The organism is Variovorax sp. P1_G12, assembly GCF_056405555.1.
Genome location: NZ_JBFUBW010000028.1, coordinates 32,297 through 53,612, shown reverse-complemented (window position 1 = coordinate 53,612; position 21,316 = coordinate 32,297). Strand labels below are relative to the sequence as shown.

The following is a 21,316-nucleotide window of genomic DNA, read 5'->3' as shown; positions in this document are numbered from 1 at the left end:
GGCGCAGCCAGGCCTTTTCGGGAAACACCGCGGAACCGGCTCCGCCGGGCCGCTGGTGTTGCCCCCGGTAGGGGGTGGGCGGGCTACACGAAGTGAGCCCAACCTGGGGGCGAGCCTATGCTCTTTGGCGCATGGCTTCGTAGAGGCAGATGCCGCTGGCCACCGAGACGTTGAGGCTTTCGACCGCGCCCGCCATCGGAATGCTCACCAGCTCGTCGCAGGTCTTGCGGGTGAGTTGCCGCATACCCTCGCCCTCGGCACCCAGCACCATCGCGAGGGGGCGCTTCAGGTCGCACTGGTACAGCGTGCCGGGCGCGTCGTCGCTGGTGCCCACGCACCAGATGTTGCGCTCCTTGAGCTCGCCGAGGGTGCGTGCCAGGTTGGTCACCATGAAATAGGGCACGGTCTCGGCCGCCCCGCTCGCCACCTTGGCCACGGTGGCGTTGATGCCGGCGGCATGGTCTTTCGGTGCGATCACCGCATGGGCCCCCGCGCCGTCGGCCACGCGCAGGCAGGCGCCCAGGTTGTGCGGGTCGGTCACGCCGTCGAGCACCAGCAGCAGGGGCACGGTGCCTGCGGCTTCGAGGCCCTCGAGGAGCTCGTCGATCGAATGGGTCTGGGCCACGGGCTCGACGCGCGCGGCCACGCCCTGGTGGCCGTGGCTGCCGCTGAGCTTGGACAGGCGCAGGCCGTCGGCCTCGACGAGCCGCACGCCGGCGTCCTGCGCACGGGCGACGAACTGCCGCATGCGCGCATCGCGCCGGCTGGCATCGAACAGCACCTCGATCACCGATTTCGGCGCGGTCTTGATGCGCACGCCCACGGCATGGAAGCCGAAGATCACTTTGGGAGAAGACATGGGGGGATTATCGAGCCCCCGGGGCACGCTGCCCGCGTCAGGACCGGCCGCCGAAATACCACAGGGCGACAACGACCACGACGATGGCCAGGACGGCCGCCGCCACGCGCCACCGGCGCGGCCCGCCACCACGCCCGGGGTCGGGCTCCGGCCCGCCGCGGGGCGCCAGCCCGCCGAACGCAGTGTCTTCCTCGTCTTCGCTGTCGGATGAGGGTTTCCGCATGGCCGTGATCCCCCTGATGGCGCTCAGGTACTGCGCCCGTCGAGCGCCACGCGCCCCGCCTCGATCGTGATCTTGCGTTCGCACTGGGCGGCAATGCCGCGGTCGTGCGTCACGAGCACGAGCGTGGTGCCCAGTTCGCGGTTGAGGTCGAACATCAGCCGCATGACCTGCTCGCCGGTGGCGAAATCCAGGCTGCCGGTGGGTTCGTCGGCCAACAGCAGCGCCGGCTGGACCACGAAGGCCCGGGCCAGTGCCACCCGCTGCTGCTCGCCGCCCGACAGCACCTTGGGATAGTGGCCCAGGCGCTGGCCCAGGCCGACGCGGCCGAGCATCTCGGTGGCCGCCTTGCGGGCATCCTTGCGATCGGCCAGCTCGAGTGGCAGCATCACGTTCTCGAGCGCGCTCAGGTTGCCGAGCAGCTGGAAACTCTGGAACACGAAGCCGACTTTCTGGGCCCGCAAGGCCGCGCGCTCGTCTTCGTCGATCGCGAACAGGTCCTCGCCGCCCAGCCTGACGGTGCCGCGGGTGGGCGTGTCGAGGCCGGCGACGATCGACAGCAGCGTGCTCTTGCCCGAGCCCGAGGCGCCGACGATCGCCGCCGTCTCCTTCGCGCCCAGGGTGAAATCGATGTCCTGCAGAATGTCCAGCGTTCCGGTGGAATCGGTGACGGACTTGAAGACATGCTCGACGGCAACGATGGCATCGGCTCGGTCATCGGTTCGGAGTGAGGACATTGAAAGGTTTCGCGTGGTGAATCGACGTCACTTTATCTTGAGCGGCACCCTGGCCGCGAATGCGGGGTCATGGCTGGCCGCCGAAGCGCAGGCCGCGCCCGGCAAGCAAGCCGTGATCCTGGTGGTCGGCGATTCGCTGTCGGCCGAGTACGGCCTCAAGCGCGGCGAAGGCTGGGTGCCCCTGCTCGACCAGCGCCTCACGCAGCAGAAGGTCGCAGCCACGGTGGTCAACGCCAGCATCAGCGGCGACACCAGCGCGGGCGGCCGGGCCCGCCTGCCCAACCTCCTGGCGCAGCACCAGCCGACCCATGTGGTGCTCGAGCTGGGCGCCAACGACGCGCTGCGCGGCCTCCCGCTGGCGAGCACCGAGGACAACCTGCTGCAGATGACCCGGGCCGCGCAGGCCGCGGGCGCCCAGGTGCTGCTGGTCGGCATCCAGGTGCCGCCGAACTACGGCAGCGACTACACGCGCCGCTTCGAGGCACTGTTCACCAAGGTGGCGGCCGCGACGAAGGCGCCGCTGGTGCCCTTTCTCCTGAAGGGCGTCGCGGACGGGCCCGACGCCGCGGTGCTGTTCCAGGCCGATCGCATCCACCCGACCGCGGCCGCGCAGCCGCGCATGCTCGACAACATCTGGCCCGCATTGCGCAAGATGCTGCCCAAGTGAGCCACCGATCAAGCAAAAAGCCGCCGCGGCGCATGGCCGCGGCGGCTCTTCAAAGGTCGACGCCGGAACGGCTCAGCCGTTCTTGGTGGGCAGTTCGGGCACCGTCGGCGGATCGCGTTCCAGCGATGCGACGTCGGTTTCAGGGTCCCCCGGGGCCAGCCCGTCACTGCTGGGGCTGAGCTTGCGGTTGGCCTTTTCCCGCAGTTTCTCTTCCTTCTTCTTCTTCTTTGCCAGTTCTTTCTGGCGCTTTTCGTAGCCGTAATTTGGTGTTGCCACTGCTTCTCCTTCGGGCGAGACAGTCACGGTGACTGCACATGGTCAGACTGTACGCGATATCGAGGGCGCCTCAGAGCGCCGCGAGGGCCTGTTCGAGATCGGCGCGCAGGTCGTCCACGTCCTCCAGGCCGATCGAGAAGCGCACCAGCGTGCCCTTGTGGGGCCAGCGGGCGACCGCCGCATCGCGCATGAGACCGATGTCGTAGGGCACCACCAGGCTGATCGGCCCGCCCCAGGAATAGCCGAGCCGGAACAGCGCCAGGCTGTCGCAAAAGCGATCGATCTGCTCGCTGCCATAGCGGGCGTCGAACACCACCGAGAACAGGCCCGCCGCAAGGTCGGTCGCCCCGCAGAGCCGCAGCCAGTGCGCATGTCCGGGCGAGCCCTCGAGCGCCGGGTGCAGCACCTGCGCGACCTCGGCCCGGCCTTCGAGGCAGCGGGCGAGCTCGCGCGCGCTCCGGTCGTGCGCCTCGTACCGCAGCGCCATGCTCGGCAGCGAGCGCAGCAGGGTCTCGACATCGCCGACCCCGATGCCGAAGCCCATGCGCATGTGCGTGAGCTTGAGCGCGCGGTGCAGGCGCTCGTCGCGGGTGACCACGCTGCCCATCAGGACATCGCCACCGCCGCTCGGGTATTTGGTGAGCGCATGGACCGAGATGTCGACGCCCTGCCCGCTGCCATTGAAATCGAAGGGCGCGAAGGCCAGGCCGGCGCCCCAGGTGTTGTCCAGCACGCTCACCACGCCGCGCGCCCGGCAGATGTCGACCAGCGCCGGCAGGTCCGGGAACTCCATCGTGACCGAGCCGGCCGCCTCCACCCAGACCAGCTTGGTGCGGTCCGACAGCTTGGCCGCGAGATCGGCCGGGTTCATCGCGTCGTAGAGCCGATGGGTGATGCCGAAGTTGGCCAGCTCGCCGGTGGCCAGCGCCTTGTTCGGGCCATAGGCGTTGTCCGGGATCAGCACCTCGTCGCCGGTCTTCAGCAGCGCGAACGACACCAGCGCGATCGCCGCCAGCCCGCTGGGCACCAGCAGGCATTCGGTGCCGCCCTCCAGCGTGGCGAGCCGCTCCTCGAGCGTGAAGGTGGTCGGCGTGCCGTGCAGTCCGTAGGTGTAGCCGGCCTTGGTCCTCCAATCGCGCGCGCGCATCGCGGCGACGTTGGCGAAGAAGACAGTCGAGGCCTTGAAGACGCCGGGCTGGGGCGCCGAAAAATGGGCCGGTGGCAGGTAGGGATGATGGATCAGGTCGGTGATGGGCTTTCGCATCCCTCCATGCTAGTCGACCGGGTCGGCACCAGCGCGGACAATGGAAGGCATGCTGCTGACGCGCATCCCCAAATTCGTTCGATACAACCGGCGCGGGCAGGTCCAGAATCGCACCCACTCCGCTTCATCGAGGACCCCAGGATGACCGTCCATGAACTGTTCCCCTACCTCTGCGTGAATGACACGGCTGCCGCCATCGCCTTCTACGGCGAGGTCTTCGGCGCCACCGAAAAATTCCGGCTGGCCGAGCCCAGCGGCCGCATCGGCCACGCCGAGCTCGACTTCGGCGGCACCATCGTGATGCTGTGCGACGAGTTCCCGGAATACGGCATCCGGAGCGCCACCACGATCGGCGCCACGCCGGTCACGCTGCACCTTCACGTGGACAACGCCGACGCGCTGGTGGAACGGGCGCTGAAGGCAGGCGCGACGCTGGAAATGCCGGTCGAGGATCACTTCTACGGCGAGCGCTCGGGCACCTTCCGCTGCCCCTTCGGCCACCGCTGGAACGTCGGCCATGCCATCGAGGAGGTGGCGACCGACGAAATGCAGAAGCGCTACACGGAAGAGCTCAAATGAGACCGGCCGGCCTGAATCAGACCGACCATTTCTCGAGCAGCTTCTCGGCACCCAGCGAGTCGTAGCCCTCGAAGGGCTGATGAATCCACGGATTGGTCTGCAGGAACTCCACCGAATAGTCCGGCGTGAAGGTCGACAGCGCCTTGGTCCAGAGCACCGCGCTGCGCAGCTCGGTGATGGGCTTGTAGTTGCTCTTGAGCTGCTCCACCACGGCGTGCAGCGTGTGGCCCGAATCCGCGAGGTCGTCGACCAGGAGCACCTTGCCCGCGATCTCGCCCTTGGGCGTGGTGATGAAGCGCGCGATATCGAGGTGGCCCTGCACCGTGCCGGCGTCGGCCCGGTACGAGCTGGTCGACATGATCGCCAGCGGCTTGTCGAAGATCCGCGACAGCACGTCGCCCGGCCGCAGGCCGCCGCGCGCCAGGCACAGGATGGTGTCGAAATGCCAGCCTGACTGATGCACCTTGATCGCGAGCTTCTCGATCAGGTTGTGGTACTCGTCGTAGCTCACGTAGAGGTGCTTGCCGTCTTCGGTCAACATGGGTCTGGGCTCCAGCGGGGGTGGTGGGTCAATCGGCGAGATAGGGGTGGCGCATCATGATCGTGTGATCGCGATCGGGGCTGGTCGACACCATGTGGATCGGCACCCCCGTGACCTGCTCGATGCGCTGCAGGTACAGCCGCGCATTGATCGGCAACTTGTCGTACTGGGTCACGCCCACGGTGCTGTCGGTCCAGCCTTCGAGCTTCTCGTAGACCGGCGTGCAGCGCTCGATCTCGTCGGCGCCCATCGGCAGGATGTCGGTGTACTCGCCGTCTAGCTGGTAGCCGGTGCACAGCTGCAGCTCTTCGAGGCCGTCGAGGACGTCGAGCTTGGTGATGCACAGGCCGCTCAGGCCGTTGACCTGTGCCGAGCGCTTGAGCAGCGCGGCGTCGAACCAGCCGCAGCGGCGGCTGCGTCCCGTGGTCACGCCCTTCTCGGCGCCCACGGTGCTCAGGTGATAGCCGACGGTACCGGGCGTGGCCCAGTCGAGTTCGGTCGGAAACGGGCCGCCGCCGACGCGCGTGCAGTAGGCCTTGGTGATGCCGAGCACGTAATGGAGCATGCCGGGCCCGACCCCCGAACCGGCCGCCGCATTGCCGGCCACGCAGTTGCTGGAGGTCACATACGGATAGGTGCCGTGGTCGACGTCGAGCAGGGTGCCCTGCGCGCCCTCGAACAGCAGGTTGGCGCCCGCGCGGTGCGCGTCGTTGAGCTCGCGCGAGACGTCGGCCATCATCGGCTTGAGCAGTTCGGCGTGGCGCATGGCCTCGTCGTAGACCGTGTCGAAGTCGATCGCCGGCGCGCTCAGCACCTGGGTCAGCACATGGTTGTGCAGCTCCAGCAACACACGCAGCTTGGTGGCGAAGCGCTCGGGGTGCTTCAGGTCCTGCACGCGCAGCGCGCGGCGCGCGATCTTGTCCTCGTAGGCCGGGCCGATGCCGCGGCCGGTGGTGCCGATCTTCTCGATGCCGCCCTTCTCGCGGTAGGCCTCGCGCGCGATGTCGAGCGCCGCGTGGAACGGCAGGATCAGCGGGCAGGCCTCGCTGACGCGCAGCCGCGAACGGACCTCGACGCCGGCCTTCTCGAGGCCTTCGATCTCCTCGAACAGCTTGGCCGCCGAGACCACCACGCCGTTGCCGATGTAGCACTTGACGCCGGGCCGCATGATGCCGCTGGGGATCAGGTGCAGCGCGGTCTTGACGCCGTTGATGACCAGCGTGTGGCCGGCATTGTGGCCGCCCTGGAAGCGCACCACGCCCTGTGCGCTCTCGGTCAGCCAGTCGACCAGTTTGCCCTTGCCCTCGTCGCCCCACTGGGTACCGACGACGACCACGTTTCTTCCGGTGGTAACGCTCATGATGACTCTCTTCTCAGATCAAATTCGGATGGCTTGCACGCGCCATTGGCCGCCGGATTCGACGAGCTCGCGGTCGCAATGGAATTCGTCGATCTCGCTGTCGTGGCCCGGCAGCACGCAGACCACGGTCTCGCCCTCGCCGCGCAGTGCGGCGATGGCCTTGTTGAGCGCTTCGGCATCGCTCCAGGGCGCCCGGATCGCGGCCCGCAACGGCCGCGCCGGCAGCGCCGCGACCAGCTCGCGGAGGTCGAGGCTGAAGCCGACGGCCGGACGGTTGCGGCCGAACACCGCCCCCACCTCGTCGTAGCGCCCGCCGCGCACCAGCGAGTCGCTGGCGCCGTCGGTGTAGATGCCGAAGCGCATGCCGCTGTAATAGGCGTAGCCGCGCAGGTCGGCCAGGTCGAAGCTGACGCGCGCGCCGTCCAGGCGGCCGGCGAGTTGCTTCAGGTCGGACAGTGCCGCCCGGATGCCGGGGCTGTCGGGCAGCACCCGGGCCGCTTCGTCGAGCACCGACGCATCGCCGTAGAGCTGCACGAGGGCCAGCAGGCCTTCTCGCGAAGGCGCCGGAAAAGCGGCCGTGAGCTCGCGCAGCGTGCTCGCGTCCTTGGCCGCCAGTGCCGCATGAACGCGCGCGATCATGGCCGCATCCACCGGCACGCCGGCAAACAGCGAGTCCACGATGCGGACGTCCGCCAGGTCGACGATCACCGGCGCTTGCGGCCGCCCGGTCACGCCGGCCGCCCGCAGGCAATCGAGCGCCAGGCGCAGGATCTCGGTGTCGGCTTCGAGCCCCGCATGGCCGTAGATCTCGGCGCCGAACTGCAGCGGCTCGCGCGTCGCGTGCGGGCGGTCGGGCCGGGTGTGGACCACCGGACCGCAGTAGCACAGGCGCGCTACGCCCGCACGGTTGAGCAGATGGGCATCGATGCGCGCGACCTGCGGCGTGGTGTCGGCGCGCAGACCCATGCTGCGTCCCGACAGCTGGTCGACCAGCTTGAAGGTCTGCAGGTCGAGCGCTTCGCCGGTACCGGACAGGAGGGATTCGAGATGCTCGAGCAGCGGCGGCATCACCAGCTCGTAGCCATAGCCACGGGCGGTGTCGAGCAGCTGGCGTCGAAGTTCTTCGATGTGGCGCGCCTCGGAAGGCAGCACATCGGCAATGTGATCCGGGAGGACCCAGGCGGACATGGAGATCGGGGGCGTGGTTAAACCGGGATTCTACCGGGTGCGCGTCAGGCCGGCGCCCGGCCGCCCCAAGACGGCTGCGGCCCCCTCGGGGGGCAGCGACCGCACGCAGTGAGGAAGCGTGGGGGCGCGTTCACGCCAGGAGCCAAAGCAGGATCAGGCCCAGAAGAATGCTGCACAGGCCGAAGAATCGCAGCTGGCCGTCGCGCAGTTGCATGAGCTGGCCGAAGCCGCGCCGCCAGCCGCCCGGAGAAAGGAGTGGCAGCAGGCCCTCGATCACCAGGACCAGGGCCAGCGCGCTCCAGAAGGTGTCGCTGTCCACTTGACGGCGGCCGTGCTCAGCGACGCGGTGCGTTGCTGCCCGAGCCGGAGCCCTGCATCGCCCGGAAGAAGTCCGACGAGGGGTCCAGCACCAGCACGTCGCTCTTCTTGTTGAAGCTCTGCTTGTAGGCGTCCAGGCTGCGATAGAACAGCGCGAACTGCGGATCGCGGCCGAAGGCCTCGGCATAGATGCCGGCGGCACGGCCATCGCCCTCGCCCTTGATCTTCTGCGCGTCGCGGTAGGCATTGGCCACGATCACCTCGCGCTGGCGGTCGGCGTCGGCGCGGATCTTTTCGCCCTCCGCGAAACCGGTCGAACGCAGCTCGTTGGCCACCCGCTTGCGCTCGGCCTCCATGCGGCGGTAGACCGATTCGGTGATGGCCTCCACATAGTCGACCCGCGTGATGCGCACGTCGACGATGTCCACGCCCCACGGCTTGGCGCCCTTCACCACGGCCAGCACCTCGCGCTGGACGTCGGCCATCAGCGCATCGCGGCGCGTCGAGATCAGGTCGCGCACGGTGCGCTTGTTGATGTTCTCCTGGAAGGCGTTGCGCACCACCCGGTTGAGCTGCACCGCGCCGGCGTTCTCGTCCAGGCCGACGTTGCGGATGTACTCCGACGGGTTGCTGATGCGCCAGCGCACGTACCAGTCGATCACCACGCGCTGCTTCTCSGCCGTGAGCATGGGCTCGGGGTCCAGGCTCGACAGCGTCAGCAGGCGCTTGTCGATGTACGAGACGTTCTGGAACGGCGGCGGCAGCTTGAAGTTCAGGCCCGGCTCGGTGATCACTTCCTTGATCTGGCCGAGCGCGTAGACCACGCCGAACTGGCGCTGGTCGACCACGAAGAGCGTGGAACTCAGCAGCGCGAGCGCCACCAGGACCGACGAGACGATGAATCCGATTCTGTTCATATGCTTCCAGTCCTCAGCGCACGTCGCGATCGCGCGAACGGCCATCGCGGGCGCGGGCATCGCCGGCGGACGGCGCCGCCGGACTCCCCGACGACGGCGGCGCGGCAGTGCCCGCGGCGCCGGGGCTGGCGGCATCGCCAGGCGTGCCGGCGGCGCCCTGTCCCGCCTGCTGCATCAGCTTGTCCAGCGGCAGGTACAGCAGGTTGGAGTTCTGCTTGGAGTCGATCAGCACCTTGCTCGTGCTGCTGTAGATCTGCTGCATGGCGTCGGTGTACATGCGGTCGCGCGTGACCTGCGGCGCCTTCTGGTATTCGCTGAGCACCGAGCTGAAGCGCTGCGCGTCGCCCTGCGCCTGCGCGACGATCCGCGCCTTGTAGGCCTCCGACTCTTCCTTGAGCCGCGAGCCGGTACCGGTGGCGCGCGGCACCACGTCGTTGGCGTAGGCCTGCGCCTCGTTCTTGATCCGCTCGCGCTCCTGGCCGGCCTTGAGCACGTCGTCGAACGCGGCCTGCACCTGCTCGGGCGGGCGCACCCCGCCCTGCTGCARGTTGATCGCCACGATCTCGACGCCCAGGTTGTAGCGGTCCAGGATGGTCTGCATCAGCGTGCGCACGCGCGGCGCGATCTGGTCGCGCTCGTCCGCCAGCGCCGCATCCATGCGCATCTTGCCGACCACCTCGCGCACGGCGGTCTCGGCCACCTGCACCACGGTGTCGGCGGGCGCCTTGCTCTCGAACAGGAAGGCCCGYGCATCGTTCAGCCGGTACTGCACCGCGAACTTGATCTCGACGATGTTCTCGTCCTCGGTCAGCATGGCCGACTCGCGCAGGCCGGTCGAGCGCACGATGGTGTCGCGGCCGACGTCGACCGAGCGGATCTGCGAGGTGACGACGATCTCGTGGCGCTGGATCGGGTACGGCAGCCGCCAGTTGAAGCCGGCCCCCACGGTGGCCTTGTAGCGGCCGAACTGCGTGATCACGGCCTGCTGGCCTTCGTTGACGATGAAGAAGCCGGTGCCGAGCCAGATCAGGACCGCCACCACCGCGATCAGGCCGAGCCCSAAGCCCGCGTTCTTCATGTCGGGCCGMAGGCCGCCGCCATTGCCGCCGTTGCCGCCCGGCGGCCGGTTGTCGCCTCCGCGCCCGCCGCCGAACAGGCCGCCGAGCTTGCGGTTGAAATCGCGCCAGAGTTCGTCGAGGTCGGGCGGTCCCTGGTTCGGGCCCTGSCCGCGCGGACGGTTGTTGTTGTTGCCCGAGGGCGGCGGTGCCGGCGGCTCGCCGTCGGGCCGCTGGGCGGCGGGACGCTCCCCGTTGGACGACGAATCGTCGCCCCGGCCCCAGCGGCCGTCGTTCAGGTTGAACATCGCCGGAAACCGTCTCCACACTGGCTTTGAATTCATTCGATTTAGTTCTTTGGTCAGTGAAGGGGGATTGTGCGCAATCAGTCGGCCGCCCCGTGCAATTCGGCCCCGTCCTCAACGGACATGTCCTCGGTCAGCGACTGCGATCGCCGTGCGAGTTCGGCCCGCAACGCGGGAAGGCCCTCGCCGGTGTGGGCGCTCAGGAAGATGCGGGACACTTGCACACCGTTGACATCGACCTCGTCCTGCAGATGCAGGGGATGCTGCGTGCTTTCAAGGGCGTCCAGCTTGTTGAACACCAGGATCTGCGGCACCGTGTCGGCGTCGATCTCCTTGAGCACCGCCTGGACCTCGGCCATCTGCTCGGGATGGTGCGGGTTCGAGGCATCCACCACGTGCAGCAGCAGGTCGGCATCGACGGCCTCCTGCAGTGTTGCCTTGAAAGCGTCGATCAGCCCGTGCGGCAGGTCGCGGATGAAGCCGACGGTATCGGAGATCGACACCTTGCGGCGCGCGTCGCCCAGGTAGAGCTGCCGCGTGGTGGTGTCCAGCGTCGCGAACAACTGATCGGCCGCATAGGCGCGCGCCTTCACCAGCGCATTGAAGAGCGAGGACTTGCCGGCGTTGGTGTAGCCCACCAGCGAGATGTTGAAGGTGTCGCGCCGCTCGCGCTGCCGGCGCTGGGTGCCGCGCTGGCGCTGCACCTTGGCCAGACGCTCGCGGGTGCGCTTGATCGACTCGCCGATCATCCGGCGGTCGAGTTCGATCTGCTTTTCGCCCGGGCCGCCGCGCACACCGGCACCGCCGGTCTGGCGCTCCAGATGGGACCAGCGCCGCACCAGCCGCGTGCTCAGGTACTGCAGGCGCGCGAGTTCGACCTGCAGCTTGCCTTCGTGCGAACGGGCGCGCTGGGCGAAGATCTCGAGGATCAGGAAAGTGCGGTCGTAGACGGCGATGCCGAGCTGGCGCTCGAGGTTGCGCTGCTGCGCCGGGCTCAGCGACTGGTCGAAGACCACTTCGCTGGCCCGATGCAACTCGGCCAGTTCTCGGATCTCGTCGGCCTTGCCGCTGCCGACGAACAGGGCGGCGTCGGGCGCCTTGCGCTTGCAGACGAGACGCGCGACGGGCTCCAGGCCCCCGGTCTGCGCGAGCAGGCCGAGTTCCTCGAGTTCGCCGTCGAAATGGGGCAACCCGAAATCCACGCCGACGAGAACGACGGCGCCATCTATCCGGGGGATCAGTTCAGACAAGCGGAATCAGATATGAAAAAGCGCGACGGGTGACCGCCGCGCTCCGCGCCGTTCAGGCGGGGGTGTCGTCGCTCTCGGCAGCCGAGAAGTTGACGGCCCGACCCGGCACGATGGTGGAGATGGCGTGCTTGTAGACCATCTGGGTCACCGTATTGCGAAGCAACACGACGTACTGGTCGAACGACTCGATCTGGCCTTGCAGCTTGATGCCGTTGACCAGATAGATCGAAACCGGCACGTGCTCGCGACGCAGGGTGTTCAGGAACGGGTCTTGAAGAAGCTGCCCTTTATTGCTCACGATATTCTCCGTGTTCAAGAGTTGTTGTTGGACCGGTCACCTTAACACAGCGATTCTGCGTCGCAGCAAATTAGTCCAATGGCCTTTTAAAAATAACGGCACCGAACGCCGGAACTTCCGCGCCTGACGCCGCTCATCGGCGCTCAATGGCAGCCAATTCGCCAGGCGCCGGCGGTCAGTCGTCCTTGTCGGCGTACGGATTGCTCGAGGTCTTGAGCTGGATCCGCAGCGGCGTACCGACCAGGTCGAACTCCTTGCGGAAACGCCCTTCGAGGAAGCGTTTGTAAGCCTCTGTGACGTGTTCCAGCGAATTGCCGTGGATGATGATGATCGGCGGGTTCATGCCGCCCTGGTGCGCATAGCGCATTTTCGGACGGAACATGCCCGAGCGCTTCGGCGCCTGGAATTGCACTGCCTCGAGCAGCAACCGCGTCAGGACCGGCGTCGACATCTTGCGGGTGGCCGACTTGTGGGCCTGCGCGATCGACTGCCAGACCGGGCCCAGTCCCTGGCGCTTGATGGCCGAGATGAAATGCAGCGACGCGAACTTCAGGAACGGCAGCCGGGTCTCGATCTGGCGCTGGATCTGCTCGCGCTGGTAGCTGTCGACCGCATCCCATTTGTTGATCGCGATCACCACCGCGCGGCCGCTCTCGAGGATGTAGCCGGCGATGTGGGCGTCCTGGTCGGTCACGCCCTGGGTGGCGTCGAGCAGCAGCAGCACCACGTTGGCCGATTCGATGGCCTGCAGCGTCTTGACCACCGAGAACTTCTCGATCGCCTCGAACACCTTGCCCTTGCGGCGCAGGCCGGCGGTGTCGACCAGTTCGAAGCGCTGGCCATTGCGCTCGAAGGGCACGGAGATCGCATCGCGGGTGGTGCCCGGGAGGTCGAAGGCCACCAGCCGCTCCTCGCCCAGCCAGGTGTTGATCAGGGTCGACTTGCCGACATTGGGGCGGCCCGCGACCGCCAGCTTGATCGGCTTGTTGGGATCTTCCTCGCCCTCTTCCTCGGGCTCGGGCAGCGCGAGCGGTTCGAGCGCGAGCTCGACCAGGTCGCGAATACCCTGCCCGTGGGCCGCCGAGATGCCATGCACCTCGCCGAAGCCGAGCTCGTAGAAGTCGACCAGCCGGGTCCCGTCGTGCATGCCCTCGGCCTTGTTGGCCACCAGCACACAGGGCTTGCCGAGCCGGCGCAGCTCGTTGGCGATGTCGTGGTCCTGGGCCGACAGCCCTTCGCGCGCGTCGACCACGAAGATCACGACATCGGCCTCGGCCACCGCCTGCCGCGTCTGCTTGGCCATCTCCTTGAAGATGCCGCTGCCGGCGTCGGGCTCGAAGCCACCGGTGTCGATGACGATGAACTCGTACTTGCCCTGGCGGCCGTTGCCGTAGTGGCGGTCGCGGGTGAGGCCTGCGAAGTCGGCGACGATGGCGTCGCGCGTCTGCGTCAGGCGGTTGAACAGGGTCGACTTGCCGACGTTGGGACGCCCGACCAGCGCGATGACCGGCTTCATGGAAGGCGTCCTTTCACTTGATTACTCAGGGCGATAGCCGAACACGCCGCCATTGCGGGTGACGACCACGACCGTGTTGCCGGCCAGAACCGGTGTCGCTGCGATGGCCGAGCCATCGGGATTGAGGCGATTCAGCGGCGATCCATCCTCGCGCGAGAGAACGTGCACCAGCCCGGTGGCGTCGCCGATGATCAGCGAGCGTCCGACGGCCAGCGGTGCCGTCAGGATGCGGTGCTTGAGCAGGTCGGCCTGCTGCCAGGCGCGTTCGCCATCGGCGCGGCGCCAGGCCATCACGGCGCCGTTGTCCTCGGTGCCGTAGACGAATCGGTCGTCGCCGCCGACCCCGTCGGCGCCCACCGCCGGCTTGGTCCACAGCAAGACGCCGCGCGAGGTATCGACGCAGCCGACGCTGGCGAAATAAGCCCGCGCGCAGATCACGTCGCCCTGGCGGCTCACGCTGCCGGTCAGGTCGACCAGGCGCTCGACGTCGTTCGTGCCACGCGGTGCTGCGATGGGAGACTCCCAGCGCGACGAGCCGTTCGCGGGATTGATCCCGACCAGCCGGCCGCCAACGCCGGCGATCAGGGTGTCGCCAACCGCCAGCAGGACGCCGGGCTTCTTCAGCACCAGGTTTTCCGCGGTGCGCTGCTGCGACCAGAGGCGACGGCCGCTCTGGCCGTCCCAGGCGCTCGTCGTGCGGTCCGCGGCCTGGACGAAGATCCGGCGGCCGGCCACCAGCGGCGGCGTGTAGGCCTGGGCCGTGAGCCGCTCCTTCCAGAGCACCTTGCCGGCCTCCAGCGCCACCAGCTCGCTGTTGGCCGTGACCACGGCGACCAGCCTGCCGTCGCTGCCGACGCCGGCGGCCAGCGGCGCGCCGACCTTGGCGCGCCAGAGCTCGGTGCCGGCACGGGCGTCGAACACGACCACGACGCCGTCGCCGCTGGCGACAGCGATCTGATCGCCGTTCACGATGGTCGAGAGCGGGAAGCTCACCTCCGGGATGCGCATGCTCCAGGCCTGCTTGATGCCCATCAGGGCCACGCTGGGCGGCAGTTCGGCGGGCTTCGGCCGCGACGTGCCGATGCACGCCGCGAGCGCCGCGATCAATGCCGCGGCGGCCCCGATACGCAGCGCGGGCGCCAGGGTCGTATAACGCTTCAGATTCATGGTGTGGTCTTGGCTGGGGATGCCGCGCCACCGGCCGCCGGAGCCAGGCTCTTCGGGTCGACGCCGACGGCGTTGAGCTTGATTTCGACCAGGCGACGGTAGTCGGTGCCCGGTTCGAAGGCCGCCAGGGCCTTGAGGTACTCGGCCTTGGCCTCGTCGCGCTTGCCCTGCGCAAGGAGGACATCGCCCCTGCGGTCGGCCACCAGTGCGTCGAATTCCTTCGGCACATTGCCCGAGAGCGCCTTCAGCGCCTCGTCGTACTGCTTGGCTTCGAGCAGCTCGGCAGCCAGCCGCAACCGGGCAACCGCCTGGTAGCCCGGGTCGACCGCATGCTCCGAGACCCAGGCCAGCGCACCGCGCGATCCTTCGGCGTTGCCCTTGTCGTAGAGCGCCCGAGCCGCCAGCAGGCCGGCCTGCTGGGCGTAGGCGGTGCTGGCGAACTTGTCCTTCATGTCGGCCAGCGCGCGCTCGATGCGGGCGGTGTCGCCGGCCTGGGCGCTGCGCTCGACCTCGTCGTAGAGCGTCGAGGCCTGCAGCGCCTTGCTGCGCTGGAAGTACTGCCAGCCGTTCCAGGCCACGAAGGCGCCGGCCGCGAGCAGCACGACCCAGGTGATCAGGGTGCCGTAGGTGTTCCAGAAATGCTTGAGCTGGTCGAGCTGTTCCTGTTCTTCGAGGTCGAGATGGGTGGCCATGCGCTATGAGTTGTTGGGAGCCGAGGATTGTAGGGTGGCGGCCCAGGTGGCCAGTTCGGCCAGCGGCCGGGTGCTCTGCGCGCCGCCGCCGTCGCGCAGCGCCTTGACCGTGACTTCGCCGCGGGCAAGCTCGTCGGCGCCGAAGACCAGCGCATGCGACGCACCGCTGGCGTCGGCCTTCTTGAACTGCGACTTGAAGCTGCCGAGGCCGTCGACAGTGGCCGCGTGCATCTGGGCCCGGACACCGGCGTCGCGCAGTTGCTGCAGCGTGCGCAGCGCCACCGGCATCGCGGCGGCGTCAGGCACCACCGCATAGACATCGGGCACCGGCAGCGGGATCTGCGTGCCCTGCTCCTTCACCAGCTCGAGCACGCGCTCGACGCCCAGCGCCCAGCCCACCGCGGGTGCCGCCTTGCCGCCGATCTGCACGATCAGGTCGTCGTAGCGGCCGCCTGCGCAGACGGTGCCCTGCGAGCCGAGCCGGTCGGTCACGAACTCGAAAACGCTGAGGTTGTAGTAGTCCAGGCCGCGCACCAGCCGCGGGTTGATCGTGTACGCGACGCCGTTGGCGTCGAGGATCGCGCGCAGGCCATTGAAGTGCGCCAGCGACTCCGCACCGAGGAAGTCCAGCAGCTTCGGGGCCGACTCGACGACGCCCTTCATGGCCGGGTTCTTGGTGTCGAGGATGCGCAGCGGATTGCTGTGCAGACGGCGCTTGCCGTCCTCGTCGAGCTTGTCGGCGTGCTGTTCGAAGTGAGCGATCAGCTGGGCGCGGTGCAGTGCCCGCTCGGCCGGCTGGCCCAGGCTGTTGAGCTCCAGCCGCACATCCGTCAGTCCGATCGCCTTCCAGAGCGCCGCCGCCAGCAGGATCAGTTCGGCATCGACATCGGGCCCGGCGAAGCCGAGCGCCTCGGCGCCGATCTGGTGGAACTGGCGATAGCGGCCGCGCTGTGGCTTCTCGCGCCGGAACATGGGACCGGTGTACCAGAGGCGCCGCGGGCCCTCGTAGAGCAGGTTGCTTTCGATAACGGCGCGCACGACGCCGGCCGTGTTCTCGGGCCGCATCGCCAGGTGCTCCGCCTGGCCGTGCTTGTCGGACCGGTCCTCGAAGGCGTACATCTCCTTCTCGACGATGTCGGTGACCTCGCCGATGCCGCGCACGAACAGCGCCGTCTGCTCGAGGATGGGCGTGCGGATATTGCGGTACGCGTAGCGCCCCATGAGGTCGCGCACGATGGCTTCGAGCCACTCCCAGCGCGCCGAATCGGGCGGCAATATGTCGTTCATGCCTTTGACGGCACTGATTTTTTCAGCCATGGATGGAGCTCAGGCGACTTCGGAAGCGATGCCGCTGCCGAAGCGTTTTTCAATGTAGGTTTCGACCAGCTGGTGGAATTCGTTGGCGATGTTGTCGCCGCGCAGCGTGAGTGCCTTTTCGCCGTCGATGAAGACCGGCGCGGCGGGGGCTTCGCCGGTGCCCGGCAGGCTGATGCCGATGTCGGCATGCTTGCTTTCGCCCGGACCGTTGACGATGCAGCCCATGACGGCCACCTTCATCGTCTCGACGCCCGGGTACTTGGTGCGCCAGACCGGCATCTGCAGGCGCAGGTAGTCGTCGATCTGCTTGGCCAGTTCCTGGAAGGTGGTGCTGGTGGTGCGGCCGCAGCCCGGGCAGGCGGTGACGCTCGGCACGAACACGCGCAGGCCCAGCGCCTGCAGGATCTCGTTGGCGATCAGCACCTCTTGCGTGCGCGCTTCGCCGGGCTGCGGCGTCAGCGAGACGCGGATCGTGTCCCCGATGCCTTCCTGCAGCAGGATCGACAGCGCCGTGGCCGAGGCCACCGTGCCCTTGGTGCCCATGCCGGCCTCGGTCAGGCCCAGGTGCAGCGTGTAGTCGCAGCGGCGCGCCAGTTCGCGGTAGACCGAGATCAGGTCCTGCACGCCGCTGACCTTGCAGCTCAGGATGATCTGGCTGCCCGGCATGCCCATCGACTCGGCGAGCTTCGCGGAATCGATGGCCGAAGTGACGAGCGCCTCGTACATCACCGGCTTGGCGTCCCAGGGTTCGGCGCGCCGGCTGTTGATGTCCATCAGATTGGCCAGCAATTCCTGGTCGAGGCTGCCCCAGTTGACGCCGATGCGCACCGGCTTGTTCCAGCGCATCGCGGCATCGATCATCTGGCCGAACTGGCGGTCGTGCTTGTCGCCCTTGCCGACGTTGCCCGGATTGATGCGGTACTTGCTGAGCGCCTCGGCGCAGGCCGGATAGTCGGTCAGCAGGCGGTGGCCGTTGTAGTGGAAGTCGCCGATCAGCGGCACGTCGATGCCCATGCGGTCGAGCTGCTCGCGGATGTAGGGCACCTGGGCCGCGGCCTCGGGCGTGTTGACCGTGATGCGGACCATCTCGGAGCCGGCGATCGCGAGCTCCTTGACCTGGATCGCGGTGCCGACCGCATCGACCGTGTCGGTGTTGGTCATCGACTGCACGCGCACCGGCGCGTCGCCGCCCACGGTGACCGTGCGCGCCCCCCAGACCACGCGGGCCTGGCGCGAGCGCCGGCCCAGCGGCGCGGCGGGTTCGATCGGCAGGCAGCCGAGGGGATTCGAAATGTCTGTCATGACTGGCCTCAGGATTTGACCTCGAAGCGTGCCACGCCACCGGCGCGCGTGATCGGCGCCAGGTCGAAGGCCTTGCCGCGGACCCGAACATCGACCACCGAGGCGCGGCCGATCACCACCGACAGCGGCAGGCTGCCGGACAGCCCCACCGTTTCGCCGGCCTTGACCGTGCGCCGCAGCAGCTGCTTGCCGCCGGGCTCGGTGACGGTGATCCACGAGTCCTCGCGGGCGATGAACACGACCAGGTCATTGGCGTCGGCGACGGCCGGMGGCGCAGTGGCGGCCGCAGGCGGCTCGGCCGCGACTGGCGCAACGGCCTCGGCAGGCGGCGCCAGCGGGGCAGCCCCCGGCGCCACCGCCTCGACGGGTGCCGTCGCCGCGACGGGCGCGCTGGCCGATTCGGACGCCGCATCATCCCGGGAAGTCAGGTGCGCGATCGAGGTGCCGAGCTGGTCGAACACCGACTGCGGCAACCAGAACAACACCGCCGCGCCGACCAGCAGCAACCCCACCACGGCCATCAGGGCCCGGGACGGGCGCCAGCCCGACCCGGAGCCCGAACGCGGCACCGACGAGCGCAGGCTCCTGCTGATGGTGCGGTCGGCCTCTGCCAAGCCCGGCCGCTGGATGCCCGGCAGCTTGGCCAGCACCGGTGCAGGATCGATCCGCAGCGCCCGGCTGACGCTGGCGGCCAGGGCCCGTGCGAACACCGGATCGGGCAGCGAATCGATGTCGTCCGCCTCGAGCGCGGCAAGCTTCTGCGGCGTCACCTTGAGCGCGGCCGCGATCATCTCGAGGTGCAGCCCGTGCGCCTCCCGCGCCTCCCTCAGCATGGCGCCGGCCGTCATGTGGGTGCTGTCGCCTCCCACCAGAGGCACCGCAGCCGAGGCCCCGAATTCACTGGCCCGCTCAATCATTGAAATTCCCGCGTTCGTACGCAATCGCCTCCCGCGACTGGGGGAAGCGCCGTTGCAATTGGCCCGCCAGCTGCGCGACCGATTCGCGGTTGTTGAGCTGGCGTTCGACCTTGATGCCGAGCCACAGCGTCTCGGCGCTGGCAGCCGGGCTGTTGTTGACGCGCCGGATGTAGAACTGGGCCCGCGACCAATCCTGGCGCTGCATCAGTATCGAGGCGAGGTTGTAGCCGATGACCGGATTGCCGGCATCGATCTCGTAGGCCTGCATCAGGCTGCGCTCGGCTTCGGCACGCTGCCCCGCCTTCAGCTGGCAGACGCCCTGCGTCATCAGCGTCTTGGCGCGATCCGAGTAGTTGGGCGCGGCGAGCGCGGCGCTGAACTGCTGCTGGGCATCGGCGTAGCGGTTCTGCTGGCACAGCAGCCAGCCGTAGTTGTGCAGCACGTTGGGCTCACGCGGGTCGAGCGCGATGGCCCGCCGGAAGCTGTCTTCGGCCTGCGCTGGATCGTCGAGCCGCATGTAGACCAGGCCGCGCAGGTTGTAGGCGTCGGCGAAGGTCGGATCGGCCACCAGCGCCTGCTTGATCTCGTCGAGCGCCACCGTGGTCTGGCCCTGCTGGAAGTAACCGATCGCCAATTCGATGCGCAGCTTGGCACGCTTGCGGCCATTGCTCTCGTCGGAGTCCGTCATGATCGGCGCGTCCTTGCTGGCCGAGGTCTGCAGCACGCCATTCTTGGTGTTGACACAGCCCGCCAGCAGGAAGGCTGCAGCGACGCCACAGGAGACCTGCAGCATCAGCGCGCGTGCATTCGGAAAGGCCTTGCTCATCGGATCATTGCTCCTGGGCATTGGATGTGGCGGCTCCGTCGCGGGCCGGATGAAGCACCACGATGCGCCGCTGCGCCATGCGCTCGGCCGCATGCGTGCGGTCTTTGACGTCGCCGGCCAGCTGGCCGCAGGCGGCGTCGATGTCGTCACCGCGCGTCTTGCGCACGGTGGTCACGATCCCGGCTTCGCTCAGCACCTTGGCGAAAGCCAGGACACGAGGTTGCGGCGAACGCAGCAGGCCCGACGCCGGGAAAGGATTGAACGGAATCAGGTTGAACTTGCAGGAGACGCCAGCCGAACGCACGAGTTCGAGCAACTGTCGCGCGTGCTCGGGCTTGTCGTTCACGCCGTCCAGCATGCAGTATTCGAAGGTGATGAAATCGCGCGGCGCATGCGCGAGGTAGCGCTTGCAGGCCTCGAGCAGTTCGGCGATCGGGTATTTCCGATTGAGCGGCACGAGGTCGTCGCGCAACGCATCGTTGGGCGCGTGCAGCGACACCGCGAGCGCGACCGGGCAATCGCCGCCGAGCCGGTCGATCATCGGCACCACGCCGGAGGTCGACACCGTCACGCGGCGGCGCGACAGGCCGTAGGCGTTGTCGTCGAGCATGGTGCGCAGTGCCGGCACCAGCGCCGCGTAGTTCTGCAGCGGTTCGCCCATGCCCATCATCACGACGTTGGAGATCACGCGTTCGCTGCGGCCGAGGTGCTTGCGCAGGAAATGCTCGGCGAACCACAGCTGGGCGGTGATCTCGCCGGTCGTCAGGTTGCGGCTGAAGCCCTGGTGTCCGGTCGAGCAGAAGCGGCAGCCGACCGCGCAGCCGGCCTGCGAGGACACGCACAGCGTGCCGCGGTCGTCCTCGGGAATGAACACGGCCTCGACTGCGTTGCCGTCGCCGACGTCGAACAGCCATTTGATGGTGCCGTCCGCCGATTCGTGCTGCGTGAGCACCGGCAGCGGCTCGACCCGGGCCGTGGTCGCGAGCTTCTCGCGCAGCGACTTCGCCAGGTCGGTCATGTGCGCGAAATCCGCAGCACCCCGCTGGTGGATCCAGCGGAACAGCTGCGTCGCGCGGAAACGCTTCTCGCCCAGCCGTTCGCAGAACGCGGCCAATCCCTCCAGATCGAAGTCGAGCAGGTTGGCCGTGGTCATATCAAACCCAAGTTGCGAACACTCACACGGCCCCCAAGGAGCCCGCAAGCGCAGCCTTCCAGAAATACCGCGGAACCGGCTTTGCCGGGCCGCTGGTATTGCCCCCGGCGAGGGGGTGGGCGGCTACACGCAGTGAGCCAACCTGGGGGAGAGTCATTTACCTGGCGTAGACGTTCAGGCCAGCGAAGAAGAACGCGATCTCGACCTGTGCGGTCTCAGGGGCGTCGGAACCATGCACCGCGTTGGCATCGATGCTGTCGGCGAAGTCGGCGCGGATGGTGCCGGGGGCGGCCTTCTTGGGGTCGGTGGCGCCCATCAGGTCGCGGTTCTTGGCGATGGCGTTCTCGCCCTCGAGCGCCTGCACGAACACCGGGCCGGAGATCATGAATTCGACCAGATCCTTGAAGAAGGGGCGCTCCTTGTGGACGGCGTAGAACTGTTCGGCTTCGCTGCGCGACAGATGGATCAGCTTGGCTGCCACGATCTTGAGGCCGGCGGCCTCGAAGCGGGAGACGATCTTGCCGACGACGTTCTTGGCGACGGCGTCGGGCTTGATGATGGAGAGAGTGCGTTCGATGGCCATTGAAGTGTT

The 21,316-nt window shown here is 68.0% G+C and carries 24 protein-coding genes; 2 read left to right on the top strand and 22 right to left on the bottom strand.

Annotated features, from left to right (window positions below; translation table 11 throughout):
• Positions 1-115 precede the first annotated feature (115 nt).
• From rlmB to AC1D2O_RS27205, 3 genes are read right to left on the bottom strand one after another with little or no spacing between them, the layout of a single operon-like run.
• A complete protein-coding gene (gene rlmB, locus AC1D2O_RS27215; protein ID WP_478090343.1) occupies positions 116-859 on the bottom strand; it encodes a 23S rRNA (guanosine(2251)-2'-O)-methyltransferase RlmB in 744 nt (247 codons plus the stop codon).
• 37 nt (positions 860-896) lie between these two features.
• Complete coding sequence (locus AC1D2O_RS27210; RefSeq protein ID WP_478090344.1) at positions 897-1,082, bottom strand: hypothetical protein; 186 nt, start codon at positions 1,080-1,082, stop codon at positions 897-899.
• Between the two features lie 23 nt (positions 1,083-1,105).
• Positions 1,106-1,816: an ABC transporter ATP-binding protein gene (locus AC1D2O_RS27205; protein ID WP_478090345.1), complete on the bottom strand. Its 711-nt coding sequence runs from the start codon at positions 1,814-1,816 to the stop codon at positions 1,106-1,108.
• On the opposite strand from AC1D2O_RS27205, the gene AC1D2O_RS27200 reads away from it, so the two are divergent.
• Positions 1,779-2,483 (top strand): arylesterase, encoded by a 705-nt coding sequence (locus AC1D2O_RS27200; protein WP_478090346.1) that lies wholly within the window; start codon positions 1,779-1,781, stop codon positions 2,481-2,483. The two genes, AC1D2O_RS27205 and AC1D2O_RS27200, sit on opposite strands and share 38 nt — an antisense overlap.
• A gap of 72 nt (positions 2,484-2,555) precedes the next feature.
• On the opposite strand, the gene AC1D2O_RS27195 is transcribed toward AC1D2O_RS27200, so the two are convergent.
• On the bottom strand, positions 2,556-2,759 hold the full coding sequence (locus AC1D2O_RS27195) for a hypothetical protein (RefSeq protein ID WP_055796387.1): 204 nt from the start codon (positions 2,757-2,759) through the stop codon (positions 2,556-2,558).
• A gap of 70 nt (positions 2,760-2,829) precedes the next feature.
• On the bottom strand, positions 2,830-4,023 hold the full coding sequence (locus AC1D2O_RS27190) for a PLP-dependent transferase (RefSeq protein WP_478090347.1): 1,194 nt from the start codon (positions 4,021-4,023) through the stop codon (positions 2,830-2,832).
• Between the two features lie 141 nt (positions 4,024-4,164).
• On the opposite strand from AC1D2O_RS27190, the gene AC1D2O_RS27185 reads away from it, so the two are divergent.
• On the top strand, positions 4,165-4,602 hold the full coding sequence (locus AC1D2O_RS27185; protein ID WP_478090348.1) for a VOC family protein: 438 nt from the start codon (positions 4,165-4,167) through the stop codon (positions 4,600-4,602).
• A 16-nt stretch (positions 4,603-4,618) separates the two neighbouring features.
• On the opposite strand, the gene AC1D2O_RS27180 is transcribed toward AC1D2O_RS27185, so the two are convergent.
• The 17 genes from AC1D2O_RS27180 to ndk form a co-directional block, all read right to left on the bottom strand.
• Positions 4,619-5,143 (bottom strand): phosphoribosyltransferase, encoded by a 525-nt coding sequence (locus AC1D2O_RS27180; protein WP_442288078.1) that lies wholly within the window; start codon positions 5,141-5,143, stop codon positions 4,619-4,621.
• Positions 5,144-5,171: 28 nt separating this feature from the next.
• The gene (locus AC1D2O_RS27175) at positions 5,172-6,503 is read right to left on the bottom strand and encodes an adenylosuccinate synthase (protein ID WP_478158207.1); all 1,332 of its coding nucleotides are present in this window, start codon (positions 6,501-6,503) and stop codon (positions 5,172-5,174) included.
• An 18-nt stretch (positions 6,504-6,521) separates the two neighbouring features.
• Positions 6,522-7,691 carry an ATP phosphoribosyltransferase regulatory subunit gene (locus AC1D2O_RS27170; protein ID WP_478090350.1) on the bottom strand — a complete coding sequence of 390 codons (1,170 nt, stop codon included), beginning with the start codon at positions 7,689-7,691 and terminating at the stop codon, positions 6,522-6,524.
• Between the two features lie 130 nt (positions 7,692-7,821).
• Complete coding sequence (locus tag AC1D2O_RS27165) at positions 7,822-8,010, bottom strand: DUF2065 domain-containing protein (RefSeq protein ID WP_478158206.1); 189 nt, start codon at positions 8,008-8,010, stop codon at positions 7,822-7,824.
• Between the two features lie 16 nt (positions 8,011-8,026).
• Positions 8,027-8,926, bottom strand: coding sequence for a protease modulator HflC (gene hflC / locus AC1D2O_RS27160; protein ID WP_478087554.1), 900 nt, complete (start codon positions 8,924-8,926; stop codon positions 8,027-8,029).
• 13 nt (positions 8,927-8,939) lie between these two features.
• Entirely contained in the window at positions 8,940-10,289 is a 1,350-nt protein-coding gene (hflK, locus tag AC1D2O_RS27155) for an FtsH protease activity modulator HflK (protein WP_478087579.1), read from the bottom strand.
• Between the two features lie 77 nt (positions 10,290-10,366).
• On the bottom strand, positions 10,367-11,536 hold the full coding sequence (gene hflX, locus AC1D2O_RS27150; RefSeq protein WP_478087553.1) for a GTPase HflX: 1,170 nt from the start codon (positions 11,534-11,536) through the stop codon (positions 10,367-10,369).
• A 52-nt stretch (positions 11,537-11,588) separates the two neighbouring features.
• The gene (gene hfq / locus AC1D2O_RS27145; protein ID WP_442287887.1) at positions 11,589-11,834 is read right to left on the bottom strand and encodes an RNA chaperone Hfq; all 246 of its coding nucleotides are present in this window, start codon (positions 11,832-11,834) and stop codon (positions 11,589-11,591) included.
• 175 nt (positions 11,835-12,009) lie between these two features.
• Positions 12,010-13,350: a ribosome biogenesis GTPase Der gene (gene der, locus AC1D2O_RS27140; RefSeq protein WP_478158205.1), complete on the bottom strand. Its 1,341-nt coding sequence runs from the start codon at positions 13,348-13,350 to the stop codon at positions 12,010-12,012.
• 21 nt (positions 13,351-13,371) lie between these two features.
• Positions 13,372-14,517: an outer membrane protein assembly factor BamB gene (gene bamB, locus AC1D2O_RS27135; protein WP_478158204.1), complete on the bottom strand. Its 1,146-nt coding sequence runs from the start codon at positions 14,515-14,517 to the stop codon at positions 13,372-13,374.
• On the bottom strand, positions 14,514-15,209 hold the full coding sequence (locus tag AC1D2O_RS27130; protein ID WP_478092008.1) for a YfgM family protein: 696 nt from the start codon (positions 15,207-15,209) through the stop codon (positions 14,514-14,516). The genes bamB and AC1D2O_RS27130 overlap by 4 nt, the downstream gene beginning before the upstream one ends.
• 3 nt (positions 15,210-15,212) lie before the next feature.
• A complete protein-coding gene (hisS, locus tag AC1D2O_RS27125; protein WP_478158203.1) occupies positions 15,213-16,526 on the bottom strand; it encodes a histidine--tRNA ligase in 1,314 nt (437 codons plus the stop codon).
• A gap of 9 nt (positions 16,527-16,535) precedes the next feature.
• Positions 16,536-17,828 (bottom strand): flavodoxin-dependent (E)-4-hydroxy-3-methylbut-2-enyl-diphosphate synthase, encoded by a 1,293-nt coding sequence (gene ispG / locus AC1D2O_RS27120; RefSeq protein ID WP_478092005.1) that lies wholly within the window; start codon positions 17,826-17,828, stop codon positions 16,536-16,538.
• A gap of 8 nt (positions 17,829-17,836) precedes the next feature.
• Positions 17,837-18,745 (bottom strand): helix-turn-helix domain-containing protein, encoded by a 909-nt coding sequence (locus AC1D2O_RS27115; RefSeq protein WP_478158202.1) that lies wholly within the window; start codon positions 18,743-18,745, stop codon positions 17,837-17,839.
• The gene (gene pilW, locus AC1D2O_RS27110; protein ID WP_478092001.1) at positions 18,738-19,571 is read right to left on the bottom strand and encodes a type IV pilus biogenesis/stability protein PilW; all 834 of its coding nucleotides are present in this window, start codon (positions 19,569-19,571) and stop codon (positions 18,738-18,740) included. The genes AC1D2O_RS27115 and pilW overlap by 8 nt, the downstream gene beginning before the upstream one ends.
• A 4-nt stretch (positions 19,572-19,575) precedes the next feature.
• The gene (gene rlmN, locus AC1D2O_RS27105) at positions 19,576-20,724 is read right to left on the bottom strand and encodes a dual-specificity RNA methyltransferase RlmN (RefSeq protein WP_478158201.1); all 1,149 of its coding nucleotides are present in this window, start codon (positions 20,722-20,724) and stop codon (positions 19,576-19,578) included.
• Positions 20,725-20,881: 157 nt separating this feature from the next.
• The gene (ndk, locus tag AC1D2O_RS27100; RefSeq protein WP_478091997.1) at positions 20,882-21,307 is read right to left on the bottom strand and encodes a nucleoside-diphosphate kinase; all 426 of its coding nucleotides are present in this window, start codon (positions 21,305-21,307) and stop codon (positions 20,882-20,884) included.
• Between the last annotated feature and the right edge of the window lie 9 nt (positions 21,308-21,316).

What these genes read in the sequence shown, in the direction of transcription:
- rlmB (WP_478090343.1), bottom strand. Translation starts at nt 859, where the DNA reads ATGTCTTCTCCCAAAGTGATCTTCGGCTTCCATGCCGTGGGCGTGCGC.
- AC1D2O_RS27210 (WP_478090344.1), bottom strand. Translation starts at nt 1,082, where the DNA reads ATGCGGAAACCCTCATCCGACAGCGAAGACGAGGAAGACACTGCGTTC.
- AC1D2O_RS27200 (WP_478090346.1), top strand. Translation starts at nt 1,779, where the DNA reads ATGGCATCGGCTCGGTCATCGGTTCGGAGTGAGGACATTGAAAGGTTT.
- AC1D2O_RS27205 (WP_478090345.1), bottom strand. Translation starts at nt 1,816, where the DNA reads ATGTCCTCACTCCGAACCGATGACCGAGCCGATGCCATCGTTGCCGTC.
- AC1D2O_RS27190 (WP_478090347.1), bottom strand. Translation starts at nt 4,023, where the DNA reads ATGCGAAAGCCCATCACCGACCTGATCCATCATCCCTACCTGCCACCG.
- AC1D2O_RS27185 (WP_478090348.1), top strand. Translation starts at nt 4,165, where the DNA reads ATGACCGTCCATGAACTGTTCCCCTACCTCTGCGTGAATGACACGGCT.
- AC1D2O_RS27180 (WP_442288078.1), bottom strand. Translation starts at nt 5,143, where the DNA reads ATGTTGACCGAAGACGGCAAGCACCTCTACGTGAGCTACGACGAGTAC.
- AC1D2O_RS27175 (WP_478158207.1), bottom strand. Translation starts at nt 6,503, where the DNA reads ATGAGCGTTACCACCGGAAGAAACGTGGTCGTCGTCGGTACCCAGTGG.
- AC1D2O_RS27170 (WP_478090350.1), bottom strand. Translation starts at nt 7,691, where the DNA reads ATGTCCGCCTGGGTCCTCCCGGATCACATTGCCGATGTGCTGCCTTCC.
- der (WP_478158205.1), bottom strand. Translation starts at nt 13,350, where the DNA reads ATGAAGCCGGTCATCGCGCTGGTCGGGCGTCCCAACGTCGGCAAGTCG.
- bamB (WP_478158204.1), bottom strand. Translation starts at nt 14,517, where the DNA reads ATGAATCTGAAGCGTTATACGACCCTGGCGCCCGCGCTGCGTATCGGG.
- AC1D2O_RS27130 (WP_478092008.1), bottom strand. Translation starts at nt 15,209, where the DNA reads ATGGCCACCCATCTCGACCTCGAAGAACAGGAACAGCTCGACCAGCTC.
- hisS (WP_478158203.1), bottom strand. Translation starts at nt 16,526, where the DNA reads ATGGCTGAAAAAATCAGTGCCGTCAAAGGCATGAACGACATATTGCCG.
- ispG (WP_478092005.1), bottom strand. Translation starts at nt 17,828, where the DNA reads ATGACAGACATTTCGAATCCCCTCGGCTGCCTGCCGATCGAACCCGCC.
- pilW (WP_478092001.1), bottom strand. Translation starts at nt 19,571, where the DNA reads ATGAGCAAGGCCTTTCCGAATGCACGCGCGCTGATGCTGCAGGTCTCC.
- rlmN (WP_478158201.1), bottom strand. Translation starts at nt 20,724, where the DNA reads ATGACCACGGCCAACCTGCTCGACTTCGATCTGGAGGGATTGGCCGCG.
- ndk (WP_478091997.1), bottom strand. Translation starts at nt 21,307, where the DNA reads ATGGCCATCGAACGCACTCTCTCCATCATCAAGCCCGACGCCGTCGCC.